The organism is Streptomyces sp. NPDC001532 (assembly GCF_040298625.1).
Taxonomy (GTDB): domain Bacteria; phylum Actinomycetota; class Actinomycetes; order Streptomycetales; family Streptomycetaceae; genus Streptomyces.
Genome location: NZ_JBEPAL010000048.1, coordinates 12,266 through 33,651 on the forward strand (window position 1 = coordinate 12,266; position 21,386 = coordinate 33,651).

Annotated in this window: 16 protein-coding genes; 11 read left to right on the forward strand and 5 right to left on the reverse strand. The window is 71.9% G+C overall.

Annotation, left to right across the window (positions count from 1 at the left end; translation table 11 throughout):
* Window positions 1–16: 16 nt before the first annotated feature.
* Entirely contained in the window at window positions 17–691 is a 675-nt protein-coding gene (gene leuE / locus ABT232_RS32075; protein ID WP_351846526.1) for a leucine efflux protein LeuE, read from the forward strand.
* On the opposite strand, the gene ABT232_RS32080 is transcribed toward leuE, so the two are convergent.
* On the reverse strand, window positions 688–2,133 hold the full coding sequence (locus ABT232_RS32080; RefSeq protein WP_351846529.1) for an FAD-dependent oxidoreductase: 1,446 nt from the start codon (window positions 2,131–2,133) through the stop codon (window positions 688–690). The two genes, leuE and ABT232_RS32080, sit on opposite strands and share 4 nt — an antisense overlap.
* A gap of 90 nt (window positions 2,134–2,223) precedes the next feature.
* Here ABT232_RS32080 and ABT232_RS32085 point away from each other — a divergent pair, with 90 nt between their 5' ends.
* Window positions 2,224–2,877, forward strand: coding sequence for a TetR/AcrR family transcriptional regulator C-terminal domain-containing protein (locus ABT232_RS32085; protein WP_351846531.1), 654 nt, complete (start codon window positions 2,224–2,226; stop codon window positions 2,875–2,877).
* 103 nt (window positions 2,878–2,980) lie between these two features.
* Here the strand turns inward: ABT232_RS32085 and ABT232_RS32090 are convergent, their stop codons facing one another.
* Window positions 2,981–4,093 (reverse strand): acyltransferase family protein, encoded by a 1,113-nt coding sequence (locus ABT232_RS32090; protein WP_450872035.1) that lies wholly within the window; start codon window positions 4,091–4,093, stop codon window positions 2,981–2,983.
* A 166-nt stretch (window positions 4,094–4,259) separates the two neighbouring features.
* Here ABT232_RS32090 and ABT232_RS32095 point away from each other — a divergent pair, with 166 nt between their 5' ends.
* Both ABT232_RS32095 and ABT232_RS32100 read left to right on the forward strand, forming a co-directional pair.
* On the forward strand, window positions 4,260–5,765 hold the full coding sequence (locus tag ABT232_RS32095; protein ID WP_351846533.1) for a hypothetical protein: 1,506 nt from the start codon (window positions 4,260–4,262) through the stop codon (window positions 5,763–5,765).
* Window positions 5,762–8,107 carry a glycosyltransferase gene (locus ABT232_RS32100; protein WP_351846536.1) on the forward strand — a complete coding sequence of 782 codons (2,346 nt, stop codon included), beginning with the start codon at window positions 5,762–5,764 and terminating at the stop codon, window positions 8,105–8,107. Before ABT232_RS32095 ends, ABT232_RS32100 begins: the two co-directional genes overlap by 4 nt.
* Window positions 8,108–8,142: 35 nt before the next feature.
* On the opposite strand, the gene ABT232_RS32105 is transcribed toward ABT232_RS32100, so the two are convergent.
* The 3 genes from ABT232_RS32105 to ABT232_RS32115 form a co-directional block, all read right to left on the reverse strand.
* Complete coding sequence (locus ABT232_RS32105; RefSeq protein ID WP_351846538.1) at window positions 8,143–9,111, reverse strand: class I SAM-dependent methyltransferase; 969 nt, start codon at window positions 9,109–9,111, stop codon at window positions 8,143–8,145.
* Window positions 9,112–9,265: 154 nt separating this feature from the next.
* Window positions 9,266–10,591, reverse strand: a complete 1,326-nt coding sequence (locus ABT232_RS32110; protein ID WP_351846539.1) for a polysialyltransferase family glycosyltransferase — start codon at window positions 10,589–10,591, stop codon at window positions 9,266–9,268.
* The gene (locus ABT232_RS32115) at window positions 10,591–11,577 is read right to left on the reverse strand and encodes a glycosyltransferase family 2 protein (RefSeq protein WP_351846541.1); all 987 of its coding nucleotides are present in this window, start codon (window positions 11,575–11,577) and stop codon (window positions 10,591–10,593) included. Before ABT232_RS32115 ends, ABT232_RS32110 begins: the two co-directional genes overlap by 1 nt.
* A gap of 198 nt (window positions 11,578–11,775) precedes the next feature.
* Here ABT232_RS32115 and ABT232_RS32120 point away from each other — a divergent pair, with 198 nt between their 5' ends.
* The 7 genes from ABT232_RS32120 to ABT232_RS32150 all read left to right on the forward strand — a co-directional run bounded on the left by ABT232_RS32120 (window position 11,776) and on the right by ABT232_RS32150 (window position 21,373).
* A complete protein-coding gene (locus tag ABT232_RS32120; protein ID WP_351846544.1) occupies window positions 11,776–13,140 on the forward strand; it encodes a DUF6716 putative glycosyltransferase in 1,365 nt (454 codons plus the stop codon).
* A 32-nt stretch (window positions 13,141–13,172) separates the two neighbouring features.
* The gene (locus ABT232_RS32125; RefSeq protein ID WP_351846546.1) at window positions 13,173–14,450 is read left to right on the forward strand and encodes a cytidylyltransferase domain-containing protein; all 1,278 of its coding nucleotides are present in this window, start codon (window positions 13,173–13,175) and stop codon (window positions 14,448–14,450) included.
* 13 nt (window positions 14,451–14,463) lie between these two features.
* Window positions 14,464–15,402, forward strand: a complete 939-nt coding sequence (locus tag ABT232_RS32130) for an N-acetylneuraminate synthase family protein (RefSeq protein WP_351846549.1) — start codon at window positions 14,464–14,466, stop codon at window positions 15,400–15,402.
* A 49-nt stretch (window positions 15,403–15,451) separates the two neighbouring features.
* Complete coding sequence (locus ABT232_RS32135; protein ID WP_351846551.1) at window positions 15,452–16,528, forward strand: hypothetical protein; 1,077 nt, start codon at window positions 15,452–15,454, stop codon at window positions 16,526–16,528.
* A gap of 316 nt (window positions 16,529–16,844) precedes the next feature.
* Window positions 16,845–18,077 carry a M20 family metallopeptidase gene (locus ABT232_RS32140; RefSeq protein WP_351846634.1) on the forward strand — a complete coding sequence of 411 codons (1,233 nt, stop codon included), beginning with the start codon at window positions 16,845–16,847 and terminating at the stop codon, window positions 18,075–18,077.
* An 863-nt stretch (window positions 18,078–18,940) separates the two neighbouring features.
* Window positions 18,941–19,990 (forward strand): BMP family lipoprotein, encoded by a 1,050-nt coding sequence (locus ABT232_RS32145; RefSeq protein ID WP_351846554.1) that lies wholly within the window; start codon window positions 18,941–18,943, stop codon window positions 19,988–19,990.
* A 333-nt stretch (window positions 19,991–20,323) separates the two neighbouring features.
* Window positions 20,324–21,373 carry a BMP family lipoprotein gene (locus ABT232_RS32150; RefSeq protein WP_351846557.1) on the forward strand — a complete coding sequence of 350 codons (1,050 nt, stop codon included), beginning with the start codon at window positions 20,324–20,326 and terminating at the stop codon, window positions 21,371–21,373.
* Window positions 21,374–21,386: the final 13 nt, after the last annotated feature.

A 21,386-nucleotide genomic window follows, 5' to 3' on the forward strand; every position in this document is an offset into this window, starting at 1 on the left:
TGCGACACTCCTCTCCATGTTCGGCGTCATCGACCTCCCCACCTATCTGGCAGGCCTCGTCCTGATCGTCCTGCTGCCCGGGCCCAACTCGCTCTACGTCCTCTCCGTCGCCGCCCGCAAGGGCGTACGCACCGGTTACGCGGCGGCGGCCGGGGTCTTCACCGGCGACACCGTCCTGATGACGCTGGCGGCGCTCGGCGCGGCTTCGGTGCTCACCACGACGCCGCTGCTGTTCCTGGTGGTGAAGTACGCCGGTGCCGTGTACCTGGCGTGGATGGCGTACGGCATGCTCCGCTCGGCCCGGAGCATGTGGACGGCGCGCGGCGAGGTCTCGCGGGAGCAGCCGGCCGAGGTGTCCGCCGACGCCGCGTCCGCCGTCCCGTCCGCAGCGGAACGGCCGTTCCGCCGGGCCCTGGTGGTCTCGCTGCTCAACCCGAAGGCGATCCTCTTCCTGATCTCCTTCTTCGTGCAGTTCGTCGACCCCGACTACGCCTACCCGGCGCTCTCCTTCGTGGTCCTCGGCGCCCTGCTCCAGACGGCCAGCTTCCTCTACCTCTCGCTGCTGATCTTCAGCGGCACCCGGCTCGCCGACGCGTTCCGCCGCAGGCGCCGGCTGGCCGCGGGCGCCACCTCGGCCGCGGGCGCGCTGTTCCTCGGCTTCGCCGTGAAGCTGTCCCTGGCCGGCGCCTAGACAGCCACCTCCCGGTCCGCCCGCACGGGCACGCCCAGGCTCGTCGCGTACCGCGCCAGGCCCGCCGCCGTGTCGCCCGCCCAGCCGACGTAGCCGTCGGGCCGGATCAGGAACACGCCGGGCGCGTAGGCGCCGTGCGCCGGGCTCTCCGGGAGCCGTACGACCGGGGCCGCGAGCGGCGGCAGCTCCGCCTCGACGCCCACCGCGAGCAGCGTCCAGTGCGGTCCGCGGAAGGCGTCGAAGAGGCGTACGCCGGCCATGACCGCGTCGGGTGCCCGGTCCCCGGCGCGCACCCCGGCCGGGGCCTCGCGGGTCTCCCGGCTGAGCGCCGACTCCCGGTAGCCGAGGCCCAGCTGACGGGTCGCCGCACCGCGCCGCTCCTGGCCGCGGTGCACCCGCGTCGACAGGTCCAGCATCTCGGCGGCGATCGGGCGCCGCTCCGCCTCGTAGCTGTCCAGCAGGCCCGGATCCGCCCCGTCCCGCAGCACCGCGCCCAGCTTCCAGCCCAGGTTGTAGGCGTCCTGGACGCTGGTGTTCAGGCCCTGCCCGCCCGCCGGCGAGTGCAGGTGCGCGGCGTCCCCGGCGAGGAACACCCGCCCGTCCCGGAACCGGTCCGCCAGGGCCGTACGCGGCCGGAAGTCGGAGGCCCACCGCACCTCGGTCACGTCGCGCGGCGCGAGGTGGGAACGGGCGGCGACCGTCTCGCGGATGCCGTCGAGGGAGAGGTCGACGGTGGTCCCCTCCGGGAAGCGGGCCATGACCTGGAAGTCCTCGGTGCCGGCGAGCGGGCAGATCGCGAGGAGGTCGGTGTCCGCCCCGCGCGGCGGGAAGATGTGCCAGTTGTCGCGGTCCAGGCCGCTGATCCGCACGTCCGCCACCAGCATCGCGGCCGGCTCGACGGCCTCGCCGGCCATGCCGATGCCGAGGGCCCGCCGCACGGTCGAGCGCCCGCCGTCGGCGGCGACGAGGTAGCGGGCGCGCAGGTCGCCGTGCCCGGCGAGGTGCGCGGTCACCCCGGCCGCGTCCTGGGTGAGGCCGACGACCTCCCGGCCGTGCAGTACCGTCCCGCCCAGCTCGGCCAGCCGGGCGCGCAGGATCTCCTGGGTCCGCCACTGCGGGACCATCAGACCTTCGCCGTAGGGCGAGTCCTCCGTGGCCTCGGCCGGGTCGGCCATGTGGTGCTCGCCGATCCGCTCGCCGTCCTGCCAGACCATGCCGACCGGGTACGTCCCGCCGACCGCGAGGATCGCGTCGAGCACGCCGAGGTCGTGGAAGACCTCCAGGGTGCGGGGCTGGAGGCCCTTGCCGCGCGACCCCGGGAACAGGCCGCCGCCCCGCTCCACCACGAGCGCGTCGACCCCGCGCCGGGCGAGGTCGACGCCCAGGGCGAGGCCGGCGGGACCGGCTCCGACGATCAGTACGTCCGTGTGCGGCGCTGTCATGACCACTCCTTAACGCTGTTAAGTGCCGTTGCCCATGAGCGTCCCCTTAACGCTGTTAAGTTGTCAAGCGGTCCGCGATAGGTTGACCCCGTGAGCACGGAACGACGAGCCCCCCTCGACCGCCGCCGCGTCGCGGACGCCGCCCTGAGGCTCCTCGACGAGGTCGGCCTGGAAGGCCTGACCCTGCGCGCCATCGCCAAGGAGCTGGACGTCAAGGCGCCCGCGCTGTACTGGCACTTCAAGGACAAGCAGGCGCTGCTCGACGAGATGGCGACGGAGATGATGCGCCGGATGAGCGCCGAGCTCACGGCGGAACCCGAGAAGCCCGACGAGGACTGGCGCGAGACCTTCTTCCGGCGGATGAGCGGCCTGCGCGCCCACCTGCTGCGCCACCGCGACGGCGCCAAGGTCTACGCCGGCACCCGCTTCACCGACCTGTCGTACGCCGAGCCGATGGAGGCCAGTCTGCGGGTGCTCACCGAGGCGGGCTTCGCCCCGGACGCCGCCGCCCGCGCCTGGTTCACGGCGTACAGCTACACCATCGGCTTCGTGATCGAGGAGCAGTCGATGGGCCCCGACCCGGCCACCGGCACCGGCGGCTACGACCTCGACGCCCGTGCCGACCGGCTCGCCGACCACCCGCTCGCCGCCCGGAGCGGCCACGAGGTCTTCCAGAACCGCGACCGCGGCTTCGAGGCGGGCCTGCGCGCGGTGATCGCGGGCGTGGCCGCGACCCTGCTCTGACCTCTGCTCCTGCCTCCGCTGCCGCTCCCGCGCCGGCCCATGCTCCGACTCCCGGTCCGACTCCTGCCCCGGCCGGCCCGGCCGGCCCGGCCGTCCCCAGCCGTCAGCCCAGCGACCGCCGCAGCCACGGCGTCGCCCGCTCCTCCACCCACCGGTTGAACAGCCGCGCCAGCACCAGCATCGTCAGCAGCGTGGCCCCGAGCGTCAGCCAGGACGGCAGCGCCAGCCGCTGGTGGAAGACCTCGATGGCCACCCAGCCCAGATGCTCGTGGACCAGGTAGAACGGGTACGTCAGCGCGCCCGCGGTGGTCAGCCACCGCCAGTCGGCCCGGCGCAGCCAGCCCAGCGCGACCGCCAGCACGGCGAGGAAGCCGAGGGTGACGATCGCGATGATCACCGAGGCCGAGCGGTAGGAGAAGTGGCCGGGGCCGGGGCTGTGCCACAGGCCCGCCACCGCGTAGTGCTGCCCGGTCAGCCAGCTCACCGCCACGATCCCCCACGCCACGGCGTCCCGCCGGTCCCGGTGCAGCAGGTAGAGGCCGATGCCGCCGATGAAGAACGGCGCGTGACTCGGCATCAGCACCAGGTCGAGCAGCGGCTCACCGGCGGCGTCGGCGATCGCCGCCGCCAGTGTCCACACCGCGCAGAACAGCACCACCCGGCGCCGGCTCGCCCCCGGCAGCACCACGCACAGCGCGAACAGCGCGTAGAACCGGATCTCCACCCACAGCGTCCAGCACACCCCGAGCACCCGGTCGGCGCCCAGCGGCTGCTGAAGCAACGTCAGGTTCAGCAGCGCGTCGCTCGGCGCGACCGCCGCGAACGCCACGCCCGGCAGCGCGAACACCGCCGTCACCAGCACCACGGCCACCCAGTACGAGGGCATCAGCCGCGCCACCCGGGAGGCGAAGAAGGAGCGCAGCGGCCGGCCCCAGCCGCTCATGCAGATGACGAATCCACTGATCACGAAGAAGATCTGGACCCCGAGACAGCCATAGGCGAACCACGAGTGCAGCGTGGGAAATTGCTGTTTCGCGGAAGAACCCCAGGCCGCGGTGACCTCGCCGCCCCGGCCGCCGTAGTGATAGAGCGCCACCATCAACGCGGCCGCCAGCCGCAGTCCGTCCAGGGCCCGCAGCCGGCCGCCGCCGCTGCCGCGCCGGGACTCGGCCGCCGGACGGGCGGACTGCGCTGGGGTGAGGATCGTTTCGACCACAGCGCCACCCTAAGAGGCACTTCTTGGCAATTCTGTTCGACGGAAACACGATTTGCCCACGCGACCCGATCGGTTCACCTGCGCTTCGCATTGGTTTCTTAGCGTTCCCCAACCTTCCCCACTTTCCTTGGCAGATCCTTGCCTTTCCTTTTCCAGCAGGAGCACCATGACGAGGGTTCGCAGCAGATGGTCACGTCCCCGGTCCGGGGACCTGGCATCCGCGCCCACGGACGGCGGGCCGCCCACCGCCCAGGTCACGCCGGCCGAGCTGGAGGACTGCCTGCGCGCCTGCGCCGTGCACAGCGGCAAACTGGTCGGCAGCCTCGACAACCGCCGGGTCGCGCTGGCCGAACAGCTCCGCAGGCTGCTCGCCCTGTGGGCGCAGGAGCAGCCCCAGCCCGCCCCCGGCGGCACCGGCGGCCTGATCCGGCGCGGCGCCAAGGCGGTCACCGGCGGCGGACTGGGCAACGACCTGCTCGACGCCTTGCTCGCGGTCGCCAACAAGGCCCTGGACTGCGGCTACGACGACGAGCTGAACCTGGCCCTGCTCATCAGCGACACCGTGCTGACGCAGCGCAAGAACTCCCGCGCGGGCTGGCGGCTGCGCGGCCGGCTGCTGGAGGCCATGGGCCGCCCGGCCGCCGCCGTCGAGGCCTTCGAGCGCTACCTGGCCCTCACCCAGGAGGACGGCTTCGGCGTCCGCGCCAAGGTCGCCGGACTGCGCACCGCCGAGCAGCGCCGCACCGAACTGCTCGCCCTGCTCCGGCGCACCGTCCCGGACGCCGCCCGGCACGCCGACGGCCCCGCCACCGACGTCTGGGCCGACGGCCTGGCCGCGCACGCCGACGGCGACTGGGAGCGCGCCCAGGCCCTGCTGGTCGGCGCACTCGTCGCCCTGGACCGCGCCGAGGCCCCCGAGCAGGAGTTCCAGGAGGCGCTGAGCCACTACCTGGACCTGGCCACCGGCTTCGGCCACCGCCCCACCCCCGAACTCACCGAGGTCGTCGCGCTCTTCGCCGAGCAGCGCCGCAACCGCATGCGCGGGCCGCTGCCCGACCCGCTCTTCGGCGGGGTGCGGTGGATCGGCCTGGGCGAGTTCCGCAATCTGATCGCCGGCAGGTCGATCTGCCTGATCGCCAACTCGGGCCGGGTCGGCGAGAGCGGTCTCGGCGCCGAGATCGACGGCTACGACCTGGTGGTGCGCTTCAACTCGTACAAGATCGACCCGGCGCACACCGGCAGGCGGACCGACATCCACGCCACCATCCACAAGCACGGCTTCAACTGGGACCAGCAGGTCGACACCCGCCTCGTCTTCGGCGGCATCTCCGGCGACTGGAAGTACTCCCTGCGCAACCGGCTGGTGCCCGGCGCCCAGAAGCACCTCGGCGACGAGTCGCTGCGCTGGCCGGTGCGCAACATCGGCAAGTGGGGCACCGACCGCTGGCCGGCCATCCCCACCTCCGGCTTCAACATGCTCTTCCTGCTCGACTTCCTCGACGTCAGCCCGACCCTCGACCTGATCGGGTTCGACTTCTACGAGAGCGGCGCCTACCGCCTCGCCGAGGCGATGAAGATGCCGATCACATCCGTGCACGAATACACCAGCGAGAAGGCGTGGGTCATGGAACGGGCCCAGAGCGTCTCCGGCATGAGGATCTCCCTGCGATGACGACCCCCATATCCGCCGCCGTACCGGCCGCCACGCCGCTCACCGCGGCCCCGGCCACCGACGCCCGCGCCCTCACCGGCAAGCGCCGGATCGCCTTCGCCAGCTTCGTCGACGAGAACTACCTGCCGGGCTTCCTCGTCCTGCTGCGCTCCCTCGCCCTGACCAACCCCGGCGTGTGCGAGGACTTCATCGTCCTCCACGACGATCTGCGTCCCGCCTCCGTGGCGAAGATCCGGGCCCTGCACCCACGGGTCACCTTCCGCCGCGTCGACGCCGACCGCTACGACTCCTACGTCAAGGGCGACCAGGACAACTACCTGGTCCGCAAGGCCTACTTCATCCTCGACGTCTTCAGGATCCGCGACTACGACACCGTGATCACCCTGGACACCGACATGGTGGTCCTCGGCTCGATCGCCGAACTGCTCGCCCTGCGCGAGGGCCTGGCCGCCGTACCGCAGTTCTTCTACGGCCAGCACAAGCTCAACAGCGGTCTGCTCGTCATCCAGAAGGAGTACCTGACCGACGAGTTCTGCGCCCGTATCGACGCGATCGGCCGCTCCGGCTCCTACGAGCTGGACAAGCACGACCAGGGCATCCTCAACGCGCTCCTCGAAGGCGACTTCGTCCGCCTCGACGCGAAGTACAACTTCGTCAAGCGCCGCCTCTCCGGCGACCTGCCGGTCCCCGACGACACCGCGATCCTGCACTTCACCGGCCGCCACAAGCCCTGGCAGGGCGGCGAGTCCGGCTACGACCAGGCACAGGAGCGCTGGCGCGAGTACGACCTGAGCGACACCGCGCTGCGGACCGCCTTCCTCGCCCGCGGCGGCTCCCCGCACCGCGACCTGCTGGTGCACTTCGGCACCCCGCACGTGGAGCGCACCGGCGACGTCGACACCGCCCGCAAGGTCGCCCTCGCGCACATCGGCGCCGGCGACTACCAGGCCGCCGTCGACATCATGGAGCGCGTCCACGTCCCCGTCGACGAGGCCTGGCCGCACGAGGTCTACGGCCACGCCCTGATGAGCGTCTCCCGCTACGAGGAGGCCCGCGCCCAGCTGCTGCTCGCCACCTCCGCGCCCAACCGCGCCGCCACCGCCTTCGCCCGCCTCGCCCAGATCTCCTGGGTGCACGGCGACGACGCGACCGCGCAGAAGTACGCCCTGTCCGGCCTCACCGTCGACCCCACCCACCGGGCCAGCCGGATCTGGCACCAGCGCACCCTCGGCATGCCCAGCCAGCAGAACGGCAGCCCCGCCGAGCAGCTGGCACACGTCGCCTTCTACATGGACCGGCAGGGCAACGCGGGCGACAAGCTGCTCCCGGAGTCGGTGCGGCTCGCCTTCGACGCGGACACCACCGGCCGCCGCTGGCACTCCGTGCACGCCCACCGCCTCTTCGACGAGGCGGCCCTGGAGCGGGTCAACGCCCGGCGCGGCCTGGTCATCGGCGGCGGCGGCCTGTTCATCCCGGACACCATGCCCAACGGCAACAGCGCCTGGCAGTGGAACGTGCCGGACGAGCTGATGAAGCGCATCGAGGTGCCCATCGCCGTCTACGCCGTCGGCTTCAACGCCTTCGACGGCCAGTCCTACCGCGCCCACCGGTTCCGGGAGTCGCTGCGCCTGCTGGTGGAGAAGTCGGCCTTCTTCGGCCTGCGCAACCACGGCTCCATCGAGAAGGTGCGCGCCATGCTCCCGGCCCACCTGCACGACAAGGTGCGCTTCCAGCCGTGTCCCACCACGGTCACCCGCCAGCTGGTCGACGGCTGGCAGGACCCGGCGAAGCGCGACGACACCATCCTGATCAACGCCGCCTACGACCGCGCCGCCCTGCGCTTCGGCCACGACTACGGCTACTTCCTGGCGCAGATGGCCAAGGCCGTGCGGGAACTCGGCGATCTGGCCGAGGTCCAGTGCGTGGCGCACTCCCTCGACGACGAGCGGATCGCCTTCGACCTGCGCCGCGAGCACGGCATCTCGATGCCGGTCATCCCGATGTACGACTTCGAGAACGACGAGATCCGCGACCTGTACGCGCGCACCAAGCTGGTCATCGGCATGCGCGGCCACGCGGGCATGATCCCGTTCGGCTGCGGCACGCCGATCATCAGTCTGATCTCGCACCCGAAGATGGCGTACTTCCTGCGGGACATCGAGCGGCCCGAGTGGGGCGTGTCCGTGCACGACCGCGACCTCGCCGCGGTCCTCGTCGAGCGCTCCCGCGATCTGCTCGCGGACCACGCCGCGACCGTCGCCGACGTGCACGGCCGGCAGCGCGAGCTGTGGCGGATCACCCAGGAGAACGCGGCCGAGCTGCGCACGCTCCTGGGCGGCTGACGACGGCAGGGCCCCCACACCCGTGGGGGCCCGGCTCAGCGTCCGACGGCCTTGCGGACCAGCTTGACCAGCGGCGAGGCCTCCTTGTCGTACGCCGTCTTCAACTGCTTGAAATGGTCGGCGCGGGTACGGGCGAGGTACTCGTCGCCGGTGAGCCGCCGCGCGATCGACCAGGCCTGCCGGTGGCGTCCGTCGTAGTGCGCGACGTACGCCTTGGACAGCTCCAGCACCGACCGGAACGGGATGCCGCCGGTGTGGTCGCGGTCGATCCGCTCCTGCACGGCCGAGATCAGCTCCAGCTTCCGCTCGTACGGGAAGGAGTCCTCGCCGATCGCCGTCAGCACCTCCTGCGGGATCGGCCGGGTCACCTCGAAGGCGAGGGTGGAGCGGACGGGCGGTCCGGCGATCTCGATGTAGGGCAGCAGGGCGCCGGTGCTCCAGTGCAGCCATGGCAGCCGCGGCCCGGCGAAGTCCTGGTGCAGGACGACGGAGCCCGGCCGCAGCCGGGTGAGGAACCGCTCGCAGACGCAGCGGAAGACGCGGGCCGTCTTGGCTATGTCGATGTGCAGGAACTCGACGGGGGAGTGGTCGTCCGGGTCGGAGGTCTGCCACAGATCGCCGGCGTGGATCTCCAGGAACGGCAGGAACGGCCCCAGCCGGCCCTTGAAGTCGTCCAGGAACGAGTTGTCGCCCGCCGGTGCCGCGCCGCCGTCGAAGAACTTCTCGGTGGCGAAGGTGCCCTTGCCGACGCGGAAGAAGTCGTACGCGTGCAGCCGTCCGGTCCGCTCGTCGAACACCGGCGACTCGTGCAGCCCGAGCGCGAGCGCGTACGTCGATCCGCCGCCGCCGGAGCCGAGTTCCACGATCCGGTCCTCGCCGGTGAGGACGTGGCGGCCGACCAGGTAGAGGAACTGCAGCTCCCAGGTGCTGACCTGGGTGTAGGGCAGGTTGTCCGGCAGCTTGACGCTGTCGAGCATCGGATAGAGCCGGCCGAGCTTGGTCATGGGTGCCTCACGAGGTCGGGTGGGACGGCGTCCGTGATCCTTGGGATCTAGGATCCTAGGGTCATCGACGCCACCCCATCATGGAATCAACGGAGTAACCTGGCGGTTCGCCGTTGTTTTCCTGGTCTTGCTCCCGTGTTCACCCCATCGTGGCCTAGCGCCCGACCGCCTTCCGCAGCGCCCGTGCCCGGCGTACCACCCGGCGTGCCGTCGCGTTGTTCGGCAGGAAGGCCAGCCGCTCCGGGATGCCGCCCGGCAGGCCCAGCGACGTGAGCCGCTTGCGCTTGAAGTAGCGCTGGACGCCCGGCCCGTAGTGCGCCGCCAGGAACCGCTCCGCCGTCGGCCGCAGGCTCGCCTGGAGCTGCGGCTGCATGGTGAAGCCGACCGCGGTGACCAGCCCGGCCAGCATTTCCCCGGCGAGCGGTTCCGCCGCGCCCTCCAGCGGCGGCAGCAGCGCGTCCGCCAGCGTCACCGGGATCCGGTTGCTGTTCTGGTACGGCGTCAGCCGGTCCAGCAGCGGCTCGGTGCCGATCCGGGCCACCGGCAGACCGTAGAACGCGGCGGCCGTGAACAGCGCGGTCGAGAAGCAGCCCACCACCAGGGCCGGCGCCGCCCGCTCGAACAGCACCTCCGCCAGCACCGGAGTGTCCAGCACGGTCAGCTCCACGCCCAGCTTCTCCGCCTCGCTCTCCAGCGCGCGGCTGTAGCTCGCCGGGGCGGTCGGATGCGGCTTGAAGACGATGCTCCGGTGCCCGCGCGCCACCGCGCCCCGCATCATCCGCACATGCAGGTCCTCCTCCTCCTTGGCGGAGAGGATCTTCAGTGCGGACAGGTACTGGCCGAGCAGCAGCGCCGCGTCCGCCGGCAGCGCGGGCAGCTCCGGCAGCGAACCGGTCAGCCGGCTCAGCACCTTCAGGAACGCCTGCGCCGGCACCACCTGCGGCGGCACCCCGAACTCGGTCAGCAGCAGCGGCGTCAGACCCGGCACCAGGTCCAGATGGAGCAGCCGCCGCACCCGGGTGCCGACCAGCGGGTCGAGCTTGTTGCGGGTGGGACCGTAACTCATCAGGCCGTCGGCGTAGACGTGGATCGGCGCGCCGGTGAAGATCTGCGCCACCGTCAGCGCCGGGCTGACCTGGATCGACTCCAGGACCAGCTCCACCCGGTCCTCGCCCAGCCCCCACAGCAGCCGCAAGTGACGCTCGAACAGCGGCAGGTCGTCGGGGCGGGGCTGCCAGGCACCCGGGTGGAAGGGCCGGATCGCCTCGTTGAAGGACACCACGTCGTCGAAGTGCTCGCGCAGCCCGCCGAAGCCCGGCATCTCGTCCACCGCCGGGGTGGTCTCCGGCGTCGCGGCGTTGTTGAACACCAGCAGGACCCGGCGGTCCGCCGCCTCGAAGCAGTCCGACTCGATCGCGGCGGCCAGCGTGGCGGCGCCGTACAGCGTGGAGACACAGAAGATCTGGGTGGTACGGGACATCAGGCGGCCGCCTTCGCTGTGGTGACCCGGCGCCGCAGCCGCCGCAGCGTCGAGGCCCGGCGCAGGTCCATGGTGTCGAGCACGTCACCGAGCGCGTCCTGCGGCAGCCGCTTGATCGCCGCCGCGCTCAGCACGCGCAGCTGCCTGGCCACGGCCGGCTCGAACTTGTCGATCTCCGACAGATGGTGGGCGATGATCGCGCAGTAGGTGCGCACCGCCTTCGGCAGCAGCCGGTCGGCATCGGGGTCCGCGGCGGTCTCCTCGATCACCTGGTCGAAGGCGCGGATGAAGTCGAGCTGGCGGACGTCACCGATCTGGGTGAGCGAACTGGCGACCCCGCGCCGGTAGAACACCCCGAGCAGGCTCACCACCGCGAAGGACTCCGCCTCCCGGTGCAGCTTCCAGATCCACGGCCGGTCCTCGGCCGTGCGCAGCCCGTCGGTGAAGTGCAGCAGGCCCTTGTCGAGCAGCCTGCGGTGGAAGACGCCGGCCCAGGCGTAGGCGTAGTCCACCGAGGTCGTCCGGTCGGCGGGCAGGATCGCCTCGCGCGGGTCCAGCACCTCGTCGCGCCGCCCGACCGGCGCCCGGTGCACGGTACGGGCCCGCGCGGTCGCCTGGACGTGGTCGGTGCGGACGAAGTCGCAGCCCAGGCCCTCGGCGGCCGCCACCAGTTCGCTCAGATAGCCGGGGGCGAGCCAGTCGTCCCCGTCCAGGAAGGCGAGGTACTCGCCGGTCGCCACATCGAGGCCGGTGTTGCGGGCGGTGGCGAGTCCGCCGTTCTCCTCCCGGTGGACGCAGCGCACCTCGGCGACCTCGGAGAGCTCCTTGGCCGCGCGTTCGAGAATGACCGGTGTCTCATCCTTGGATTTGTCGTCCACCAGGATGAACTCGAAGTCCGACCGGGCATTCGCGCGAAGGCTTCTGAGGTTGTCCGGCGCGTATTGCTGCACGTTGTAGAACGGCACGATCACGGAAAGCTTTGGCACTCGAGAAAGCCTAGGAGGCGGCCCGGCCGCACAACTTTCCGCGGCCGGTACAAGGGGTGAACTCCATGTGTCGGAACGGTGCATGCCGCGTATTTCCTGGCCTCCGACAGGCCAGTTCGGCTCTCGGTGGGGCGCTGTTAACTTTTTGTTGAGTCGCGGTTGGGCCGCAACTCGGAATTCATTCCTAGCGTCTTCGGCGTGCCACCAAGTACACCGAAGCCCCGACGGATCGCCGTACTCGCGGACTCGGACACCCGATGGAAATGGGGTGCCCTGACCGCGGACCGCATCGTCCCGGCCCCGTCCACGGAAGCCGCCGCCGGCGCCGCGCAAGCCGCCCCGGTCCTGGACGGATTCCTGCTGCGCGGCCGGGCCACCCCCACCCCCCGCCAGCTGGCCGAGGTGGGCGTGCGCGCCGACTCCCTGCGCGAGGTCACCGCCGTCGAGTTCCTGCGCGCCATGGCGAAGGAGCCCTACGACGTCATCGTCCTCGCCCTGGTCGGCGGCGGTGTGCAGGCCATGCTGCACGGACTGAAGCGGGTGTGGGAGGACCGCCCGCGGCGGCCCGTCGTCGTCACCGGCTACGTCGGCGTCGTCTACGAGAAGCTCGCCGACGGCCTGCTGCTGCGGCACGGCGCGGACCTCGTGCTCGCCAACTCCCGCCAGGACGCCGAACGCTTCCAGGCCGTCTACGACGGTGTCGGCGCCGACTCCTCCGCCGTCACCGAGGTGGCCCTGCCGTTCCTCGGCGGCGCGCCCTACACCGGCGCGCACGACCCCTCTGCGAAGCAAGGGCGCAGGCCCTACACGGTCGTCTTCGCCGCCCAGCCGTCCGTCCCCGACAGCCGCAAGGACCGCACCTACCTGCTGGAGCGCCTGGTCCGGCACGCCCGGCTGCACCCCGACCGCGAGGTGCTGCTGAAGCTGCGCTCCAAGCCCGGCGAACACACCACCCACATCGAGGAACTGCCCTACCAGAAGCTGGCGCAGAAGCTCGACCCACCGCCCAACTTCCGCCTGGTGTACGGCAACATGGGCGAGGTCCTGGACCGCACCGACCTGCTGGTCACGGTCAGCTCCACGGCCGCGCTCGAGTCCCTGCACCGCCGTATCCCCACCGTCGTCCTCACCGACCTCGGCGTGCGCGAGGCGCTCGGCAACCACCACTTCACCGGCTCCGGCTGCCTCGCCTCCTGGGACCAGCTCGACGCCGGCCACCGGCCCACGCCGGACCCCGGCTGGGTGGCCCGCCAGGGCGTGGCGGCCGACGGCGGGTACGCCACCGCCTTCGACGCGGCCCGCGCACGCATCGCCGCGCTGCTGGCCTCGGACACGCTGCCGCCGCTCACGCCGTACTACACCCCGGCGACCGCCCCCGGCTATCTGCCCGGCATCCTCGCCCGCCACCACCTCGGCCCCGACGGCACCCCGCTGCCCGGCGCCCCCGCCTCCGACCGGGATCCCGGACCGGTCCGGCAGATCGTCCGCCGGGCGGCCCGCGGCGCCTACCGGCACGGCGTGCAGCGCGTGGCCCCCGTGATCCGGCGGATGGGCGAGCTGTGAGCCGCGCGACCTCACCCCAAGGAGTAGAGCCCATGTCCCATCCGCAAGCGGGCGACGGCGCCACCGTGCGCCGGGTGCTCGCGGTGATCCCCGCCCGCGGCGGCTCCAAGGGCGTACCCGCGAAGAACCTCGCCCCGGTCGGCGGCGTCCCGCTGGTCGCCCGCGCGGTCCGCGAATGCCGGGCGGCCCGGCTGGTGACCGACGTCGTGGTCTCCACCGACGACCAGGCCATCGCCGCCGCCGCGCGCGCGGCCGGCGCCGAGGTCGTGCTGCGCCCCGCCGCCATCGCCGGCGACACCGCCACCTCCGAGGCGGCCGTGCTGCACGCCGTGGACGCCCACGAGGCGCTGCACGGCTCCCCGGTCGACGTGGTGCTGCTCGTCCAGTGCACCAGCCCGTTCCTGGTCCGCGAGGACGTCGACGGGGTCGCGGCGGCGGTCGTGGAGAACGGCGCCGACACCGCGGTGACCGTGGCGCCCTTCCACGGCTTCGTCTGGCGCGACGCCGCCGACGCGGCCGACTTCGGTGAAGGCGGTTCCGGCGAGGGCGGGTTCGGCGGGGGCGGCTTCGGCGTCAACCACGACAAGTCCTTCCGCCCCCGCCGCCAGGACCGCCCCCAGGACCTGCTGGAGACCGGCGCCGCCTACGCCATGGAGGCGGCCGGCTTCCGCAAGCACCAGCACCGCTTCTTCGGCCGTACCGAACTGGTGCGCACCGACCCCGCGCGCGTGCTGGAGATCGACGACCCGCACGACCTCGCCCGCGCCCGCGCCCTCGCGCCGCTCTTCGACGCGGACAGGCCCGGCGCGCTCCCGACCGCCGGCGACATCGACGCGGTCGTCCTCGACTTCGACGGCACCCAGACCGACGACCGGGTGCTGATCGACTCCGACGGGCGGGAACTCGTCTCCGTGCACCGCGGCGACGGCCTCGGCATCGCGGCCCTGCGCCGGTCGGGCCTGAGACTGCTGATCCTGTCCACGGAACAGAACCCGGTCGTCGCCGCCCGGGCCCGGAAGCTGAAGCTCCCGGTGCTGCACGGCATCGACCGCAAGGACCTCGCGCTCAAGCAGTGGTGCGAGGAACAGGGCATCGCGCCGGAGCGCGTGCTCTACGTCGGCAACGACGTCAACGACCTGGGCTGCTTCGCCCTCGTCGGCTGGCCCGTCGCGGTCGCCGGCGCCCACGACGTCGTCCGCGGCGCCGCACGCGCGGTCACCACCGTCCACGGTGGCGACGGCGCGATCCGAGAGATCGCCGGCTGGCTCCTCGGACCCTCTCTCGACTCGCTCGCTCCCCTCACCCAGTAAGGAACGTCCTGCCATGAGCACCAACTCCCGCCTGCGTTCGTTCGGCTCGCGCGAGGCCGGCCCCGGCCGCCCCGTCTACATCACCGGCGAGATCGGCATCAACCACAACGGCGAGCTGGAGAACGCCCTGAAGCTGATCGACGTGGCCGCCGAGGCGGGCTGCGACGCGGTCAAGTTCCAGAAGCGCACCCCGGAGATCTGCACCCCGCGCGACCAGTGGGACATCGAGCGCGACACCCCCTGGGGCCGGATGACCTACATCGACTACCGCCACCGCGTGGAGTTCGGCGAGGACGAGTACCGCGCCATCGACGACCACTGCAAGGCGAAGAACATCGACTGGTTCGCCTCCCCGTGGGACACCGAGGCCGTCGCCTTCCTGGAGAAGTTCGACGTCCCCGCCCACAAGGTGGCCTCCGCCTCCCTCACCGACGACGAGCTGCTGCGCGCCCTGCGCGCCACCGGCCGCACGGTCATCCTCTCCACCGGCATGTCCACCCCGAAGCAGATCCGGCACGCCGTCGAGGTCCTCGGCAGCGACAACATCCTGCTCTGCCACGCCACCTCCACCTACCCGGCCAAGGCCGAGGAGCTGAACCTCCGCGTGATCAACACGCTGGAGAAGGAGTACCCGAACGTCCCGATCGGCTACTCCGGCCACGAGACCGGCCTGCAGACCACCCTCGCCGCCGTCGCCCTCGGCGCCGTCTTCGTCGAGCGCCACATCACCCTCGACCGCGCGATGTGGGGCTCCGACCAGGCCGCCTCCGTCGAGCCGCAGGGCCTTCAGCGCCTCGTCCGCGACATCCGCACCATCGAGGCCTCCCTCGGCGACGGCGTCAAGAAGGTCTACGACTCCGAGCTGGGCCCGATGAAGAAGCTGCGCCGCGTCACCGGTGTGGTCGCCGAGGCGGAGATCGCCGCGGCCGCGGGCGAGCCGCTGACCGTCTGACCCCGCCCGACCCTCACCACCCCCCATCCGACGGGACGGTCGTACGCCGATGAGCCCCCGCGCCGGAAAGGCCGGCCACAGCGCCGGCTCCGCCACCCTCGCCTTCGTCGAGAGTCCGGTACAGCTGCTGAACGTGCTGGAGTGGGCGCACGCCCACGCGCCCGGCGCGGGGCTCACCCTGGTGGTCCTGTCGCCCGTCGACCCGATGACCCGCGGCCAGCTGCGCCGGATGGCCGAGCTGGCCCGCCAGGAGGGCCACCAGGTCCGCTGGGAGGAGGCGCGCGGCGGCGCGCTGGCACCCTTCCAGACCGTCGGCGGGCTGACCGGACCGCTGCGCCGCGCCGAGCGGATCGTCATGGGGGACCCCTTCTCGCGCTACGTCCAGCTGCTGCTGACCATCACCCGCGCCCGCGACCTGGTGGTCGTGGACGACGGCACCGCCACCATGGAGTTCGTCACCCAGCTGGCCCGCGGCGAGCGGCTGGTCCGCTGGCACCGCAAGGGCACCCGCCCCGGCCCGCGCGACCTGGCCTTCGCCCCGGTCTCCGCCTCCGCCCGGCGGCGCCTCACCCCGGCCGAGCACCGGCGCGTCGAGGTCTTCTCCTCCATGCCCATCGAGGAGACCCCGGGCGGGGTGACCGTCCGGTCCAACGACTTCTCCTGGACCCGGGCCCGCTTCGGCCCGCCCCGCATCACCAAGGGCGCCGACATGGTCGGCACCTCGCTGGTCGAGACCGGCGTCGTCGACGGCGACCGCTATCTGGCCGCCGTGCACGCGCTGGCGCGCACCCACGGCGCCCTGCGGTACTTCGCCCACCGCCGCGAGAGCGCGGACAAGCTGCACCGGCTGGCCGTGGAGACCGGCCTGGAGGTGGTCCGCCCGGACCTTCCGCTGGAGCTGATAGCCCGGCGCGGCCCGATCGGCCGTACGATCCTCAGTTTTCCTTCGACGGTCGTGCACACCCTCCCGCTCGCCCTCGTCGGCACCGACGTCCGTGTCGCCGTCTGCGACATCGACCCCGCCTGGCTCACCCGCACCGCCTCCCCGCGCGCCCAGGGCTTCCTGGACGGCGTGACGGGAACGGCACGGGACGTGCACCGGCTGTCGATGGTGCGGGCGGTCTAGGACACGGGCGGTCCGGGGCGCGGCGGACCGCAGGGCCGGACCTGGAGAGATGCCGGTCACACCTGCCGTGGTCATGGTCCGGTGGGTGAACAGTTGAGCGTGGGTGGGGCAGGGCGTGGTATCCGTGGAGAGGTGGGTGGGTTCTGCACCGGCCCGGACGGTCGTCGCGGGCGCCCGAGCCGCGCGAGTTTACCCACCGCACCCGGTACCTATGCGTTCGGCGGCCAGGTTTTCATCCCCTAACGGGCTGAACTTTTGTTGATCTCGGGTCAGTTGGCCGTCCGGGCGTCCTACCCTTCAGAGGGTGAAGCAACTGATGTCACTGGAGTCCGAGGCCGATCTCTCCGAGGAAGCCGTGCTGCCCGGCACCCTTCCGGAGCCCCTGCGTGCCGAGCTGATCGCGTTCCGCCGCGATCTGCACATGCACCCCGAACTGGGCTTTCAGGAGTTCCGCACCACCGCGGCGATCAAGGCGCGCCTGGAGAGGGCCGGGCTCAAGCCCCGGGTCCTCCCGGTCGGCACCGGCCTCGTCTGTGACATCGGCGCCGACGGCGGTGAGTGGAGCGGTGGCCCCGAGATGCTGGCCCTGCGCGCCGACATCGACGCGCTGCCCATCCCGGACGCCAAGACCGAGTGCGCCTACCGCTCCACGGTGCCCGACCGCTGCCACGCCTGCGGCCACGACGTCCACACCACCGTCGTCCTCGGCGCCGGGCTGGTCCTCGCCGAGCTGCACAAGCAGGGCCTGCTGCCGCAGCCGGTCCGGCTGCTCTTCCAGCCCGCCGAGGAGGTCCTGCCCGGCGGCGCCGCGGAGGCCATCGAGTCCGGAGCCCTCGAAGGGGTCGCGCGGATCCTCGCCGTGCACTGCGACCCGCGCGTCGACGCCGGGCGCATCGGGCTGCGGCACGGGCCCATCACCTCGGCCTGCGACCGGCTGGAGATCGCCCTCGACGGCCCCGGCGGCCACACCGCCCGGCCGCACCTGACCACCGACCTGGTCACCGCGGCGGCACGGGTGGTCACCGACGTCCCGGCGATCGTCGCCCGGCGCGTCGACGCCCGCAGCGGCCTCTCCGTCACCTGGGGCCGCATCGAGTCGGGCCACGCGCCCAACGTCATCCCCCAGCACGCCGAGCTGGCCGGCACCGTCCGCTGCCTCGACATCGAGGCCTGGCGGCAGGCGCCGGACATCGTCCACGCCGCGATCGACGAGGTCGCCGGCCTGCACCGGGCCAAGTCCGAGATCAACTACGTCCGCGGCGTCCCGCCCGTGGTCAACGACCCCGCCGTCACCGAACTTCTCCGGGACGCCATGACCATCCGCCGCGGCCTGGACTCCATCGAGGGCACCGAGCAGAGCCTCGGCGGCGAGGACTTCTCCTGGTACCTGGAGCACGTCCCAGGCGCCATGGCCCGCCTCGGCGTCCGCACCCCCGGCGAGCGCGCCGTCCGCGACCTCCACCAGGGCGACTTCGACGTCGACGAGCACGCCATCACCGTCGGCGTGGAACTCTTCACCGCGGCAGCCCTGCTCGACGGCCAACGCTGACCCTCCCACCGGCCGGAGCAGGCCTACGGCGGGTGGGGGCGGACGGTCGGCGGCGGGGCCGCACGTCCGCTGTCGGCGGCTGCGGGACGACTGCCCCTGGCCGCGCGCGTGGCCACCCGGCTCACGGGCCCGACCCGCGGAGACGTCGGTACGGCCTTCGGCTCAGCGGGTGCCCGCCGAGCCGCCCGCGCGGTTGTTGCCGCTGGGTGCGGGTGGCCCGGGCGCCGCGCCCGCCGTCGGCGGTCCGGCTGTACGTCCACCTCCGGCGGCTGCGGGCGGCACGCACCGGCCCGCGCGGCCCCGGTGAGGGTGGCTGAGCCTGCCGACTCCGGGACAGTCTGCGCCCGGCCGCGCGGCCGACCCCGCTCACGGGCGCGAGCCCCGGAACCCTTGCTACCGCCCTCGGCTCTTCTCGTCGCCGGGCACGGGTGGCCCGGCGAGGCGTCCGCCGTCGACGGCCGTGCCCCGGCGCCCTCGGCCGTGCGGGTGCCCACCGCACTGCCCCGAGCGCGCTGCCGCCCGGCCGTACACCCACCACCGACGGTCGCCTGGCAGCCCGCGCGCCGGCCGCGCCGGCGTCGCCGGATGCGGGTGGCCCCCGCACGGAGCCCCCGCGCCGACCGCCGACGCAAGTCCGCGCAGACACCCCATCGGCCCATCCCGCTTGTGTCCCGCGTGGTCGCGAGGCAGCCTGGAGATGTCCCAAGCACACCTTTCGGTGCGGTGGTTCACAAGGACGTAACCGGCCACCGGCACGAATGGATAACGGCCATGCGGAACCCCGTTCCCTGGAGTGTCTACGCGCGTTAATGTGCGCCGAACTGAGCACCCACTGCGGGGCTGTGGAGAATGGGGAACTTCAGATGCGTCGGATATCCAAACTGACCCGCGTCGCGGTGGGGGTCGCGTCGCTCGCACTCGCTGCCACGGCCTGCGGCGGCACCAGCAGTGAAGGCGGCAGCGGCGACGGGACCAAGGAAGACCTCGGCCTCGCCATCGCGTACGACATCGGCGGCAAGGGCGACCAGTCCTTCAACGACGCCGCCTACGCCGGTCTGACGAAGGCCAAGGACGAGTTCGGCTACAAGACCGCCGACATCGAGCCCACCGAGGGCGAGACCGACGCCGACAAGGAGCAGCGCCTGGCCTCCCTGGCCAAGCAGGGCTACAACCCGGTGATCGGTGTCGGCTTCGCGTACGGCCCCGCGATGGAGGCCGTCGCCAAGGACTACCCCGACACCACCTTCGGCATCGTCGACTCCGTCGTGGAGGGCGACAACGTCGCCTCCCTGGTCTTCGCCGAGCAGGAGGCCTCCTACCTCGCCGGTGTCGCCGCCGCCAAGGCCACCAAGACGGACACCGTCGGCTTCGTCGGCGGCGTGGACATCCCGCTCATCCACAAGTTCGAGGCCGGCTACAAGCAGGGCGTCAAGGACACCAACGCCGATGTCGAGGTCATCTCGCAGTACCTGACCCAGACCGCGGAAGAGGGCGGCTTCTCCAGCCCGGACAAGGGCAAGGCCGCCGCCGAGGGCCAGATCGAGAAGAACGCGGACGTGATCTACCAGGCCGCGGGTCTCTCCGGCCAGGGTGTCATCGAGGCCGCCGCCAAGGCGAAGGTCTGGGCGATCGGCGTGGACTCCGACCAGTACCAGCAGGAAGCGCTCGGGGCGTACAAGGAGTACATCCTGACCTCCGCCCTCAAGGACGTCGGCGGCGCGGTCTACGCGCTGGCCAAGTCCGTCGAGGACGACAAGCCGCTGACCGGCACCCAGACCTTCGACCTGAAGGTGAACGGCGTCGGCCTGGCCGAGACCAACCCCGAGTTCGCCAAGGTCGAGGGCCTGTCGGAGGCCGTGGACAAGGCCAAGGAGGCCATCATCAACGGCGACATCAAGGTCGACACCGAGTGACGGCCGACGTCGCGAGCCGCTCCGCCGCCTGATCCGGCGAACCGGAACGAACCCACTTGAAGCGGGCGGGCACCCCACGGTGCCCGCCCGCTTCGCCGTCCCGCCCCAGGTCAGCCCGGAGGTCACCCACCGCCACCCCCCGTTCGCGGTCGGCGAGCCCGCCGCCGTCCGATTCGTGGCGTTGGCCACGGCCGGATAACAAGGTGGACAGAAGGGGTTTTCAGGCAGGTCTACGCGCGTTAATCTGCGGCGAAGCCAGCGCCGATGCTGAACCGTGCGGCGCTGGGCGAACCCGGGAACTCCGGGGCAGCCAGTACGACAGGAGCACCACACATGCGCCGGGTTTCCCGCCTCGCGGTCGCGGGCGCAGCGACCGCCTCCCTCGCCCTCGCTCTGTCCGCCTGCGGCGGCACCTCGACCGAGAGCGGCTCGTCGTCCTCGGACAGCGACAAGGGCCTCGCCATCGCGTACGACGTCGGCGGCAAGGGCGACCAGTCCTTCAACGACGCCGCGTACGCCGGTCTGGAGCAGGCGAAGAAGGAGTTCGGCTACGAGACGGCCGACATCGAGCCCACCGAGGGCGAGACCGACGCCGACAAGCAGCAGCGCCTGGAGTCCCTGGCCAAGCAGGGCTACAACCCGGTCGTGGGTGTCGGCTACGCGTACGCCGCCGCCGTCAAGGGCGCCGCGGAGAAGTACCCGGACACCACCTTCGGCATCGTGGACGACTCCACCGTCGAGGCGAAGAACGTCGCCGACCTGGTCTTCTCCGAGGAGCAGGCGTCGTACCTGGCCGGTGTCGCCGCCGCCAAGTCCACCAAGACCGACACCGTCGGCTTCGTGGGCGGCGTGGACATCCCGCTGATCCACAAGTTCCAGGCGGGCTTCGAGCAGGGCGTCAAGGACACCGACCCGAAGGTCAAGGTCCTCTCCCAGTACCTCACCCAGACGGCCGAGGAGGGTGGCTTCTCCAGCCCCGACAAGGGCAAGACGGCCGCCGAGGGCCAGATCGAGAAGAAGGCGGACGTCGTCTACGCGGCCGCCGGTCTGTCCGGCCAGGGCGTGATCGAGGCCGCCGCCGCCAACAAGGTGTGGGCGATCGGTGTCGACTCCGACCAGTACAACCAGGAAGCCCTCGCCGCGTACAAGGACTCGATCCTCACCTCGGCGATGAAGGACGTCGCCAAGGCGGTCTACAACCTGGCGCAGTCGGTCGAGGACGGCAAGCCCCAGACCGGTATCGTTCGTGGCGATCTGAAGTCCGGTGAGGTGAGCCTGTCGAACTCCAACCCGAAGTTCGCGGACGACGCCGAGGTCCAGAAGGCCGTCGAAACCGCCAAGGAGAAGATCATCAGCGGCGAGATCAAGGTCAAGAGCAGCTGAAGAGCTACACCCT

Bases quoted from the DNA above. Each gene is read 5' to 3' on its own strand.
- ABT232_RS32080 (WP_351846529.1), bottom strand. From the start codon at position 2,133: ATGACAGCGCCGCACACGGACGTACTGATCGTCGGAGCCGGTCCCGCC.
- ABT232_RS32095 (WP_351846533.1), top strand. From the start codon at position 4,260: ATGACGAGGGTTCGCAGCAGATGGTCACGTCCCCGGTCCGGGGACCTG.
- ABT232_RS32140 (WP_351846634.1), top strand. From the start codon at position 16,845: ATGTCACTGGAGTCCGAGGCCGATCTCTCCGAGGAAGCCGTGCTGCCC.
- leuE (WP_351846526.1), top strand. From the start codon at position 17: ATGTTCGGCGTCATCGACCTCCCCACCTATCTGGCAGGCCTCGTCCTG.
- ABT232_RS32100 (WP_351846536.1), top strand. From the start codon at position 5,762: ATGACGACCCCCATATCCGCCGCCGTACCGGCCGCCACGCCGCTCACC.
- ABT232_RS32135 (WP_351846551.1), top strand. From the start codon at position 15,452: ATGAGCCCCCGCGCCGGAAAGGCCGGCCACAGCGCCGGCTCCGCCACC.
- ABT232_RS32150 (WP_351846557.1), top strand. From the start codon at position 20,324: ATGCGCCGGGTTTCCCGCCTCGCGGTCGCGGGCGCAGCGACCGCCTCC.
- ABT232_RS32125 (WP_351846546.1), top strand. From the start codon at position 13,173: ATGTCCCATCCGCAAGCGGGCGACGGCGCCACCGTGCGCCGGGTGCTC.
- ABT232_RS32110 (WP_351846539.1), bottom strand. From the start codon at position 10,591: ATGTCCCGTACCACCCAGATCTTCTGTGTCTCCACGCTGTACGGCGCC.
- ABT232_RS32130 (WP_351846549.1), top strand. From the start codon at position 14,464: ATGAGCACCAACTCCCGCCTGCGTTCGTTCGGCTCGCGCGAGGCCGGC.
- ABT232_RS32105 (WP_351846538.1), bottom strand. From the start codon at position 9,111: ATGACCAAGCTCGGCCGGCTCTATCCGATGCTCGACAGCGTCAAGCTG.
- ABT232_RS32145 (WP_351846554.1), top strand. From the start codon at position 18,941: ATGCGTCGGATATCCAAACTGACCCGCGTCGCGGTGGGGGTCGCGTCG.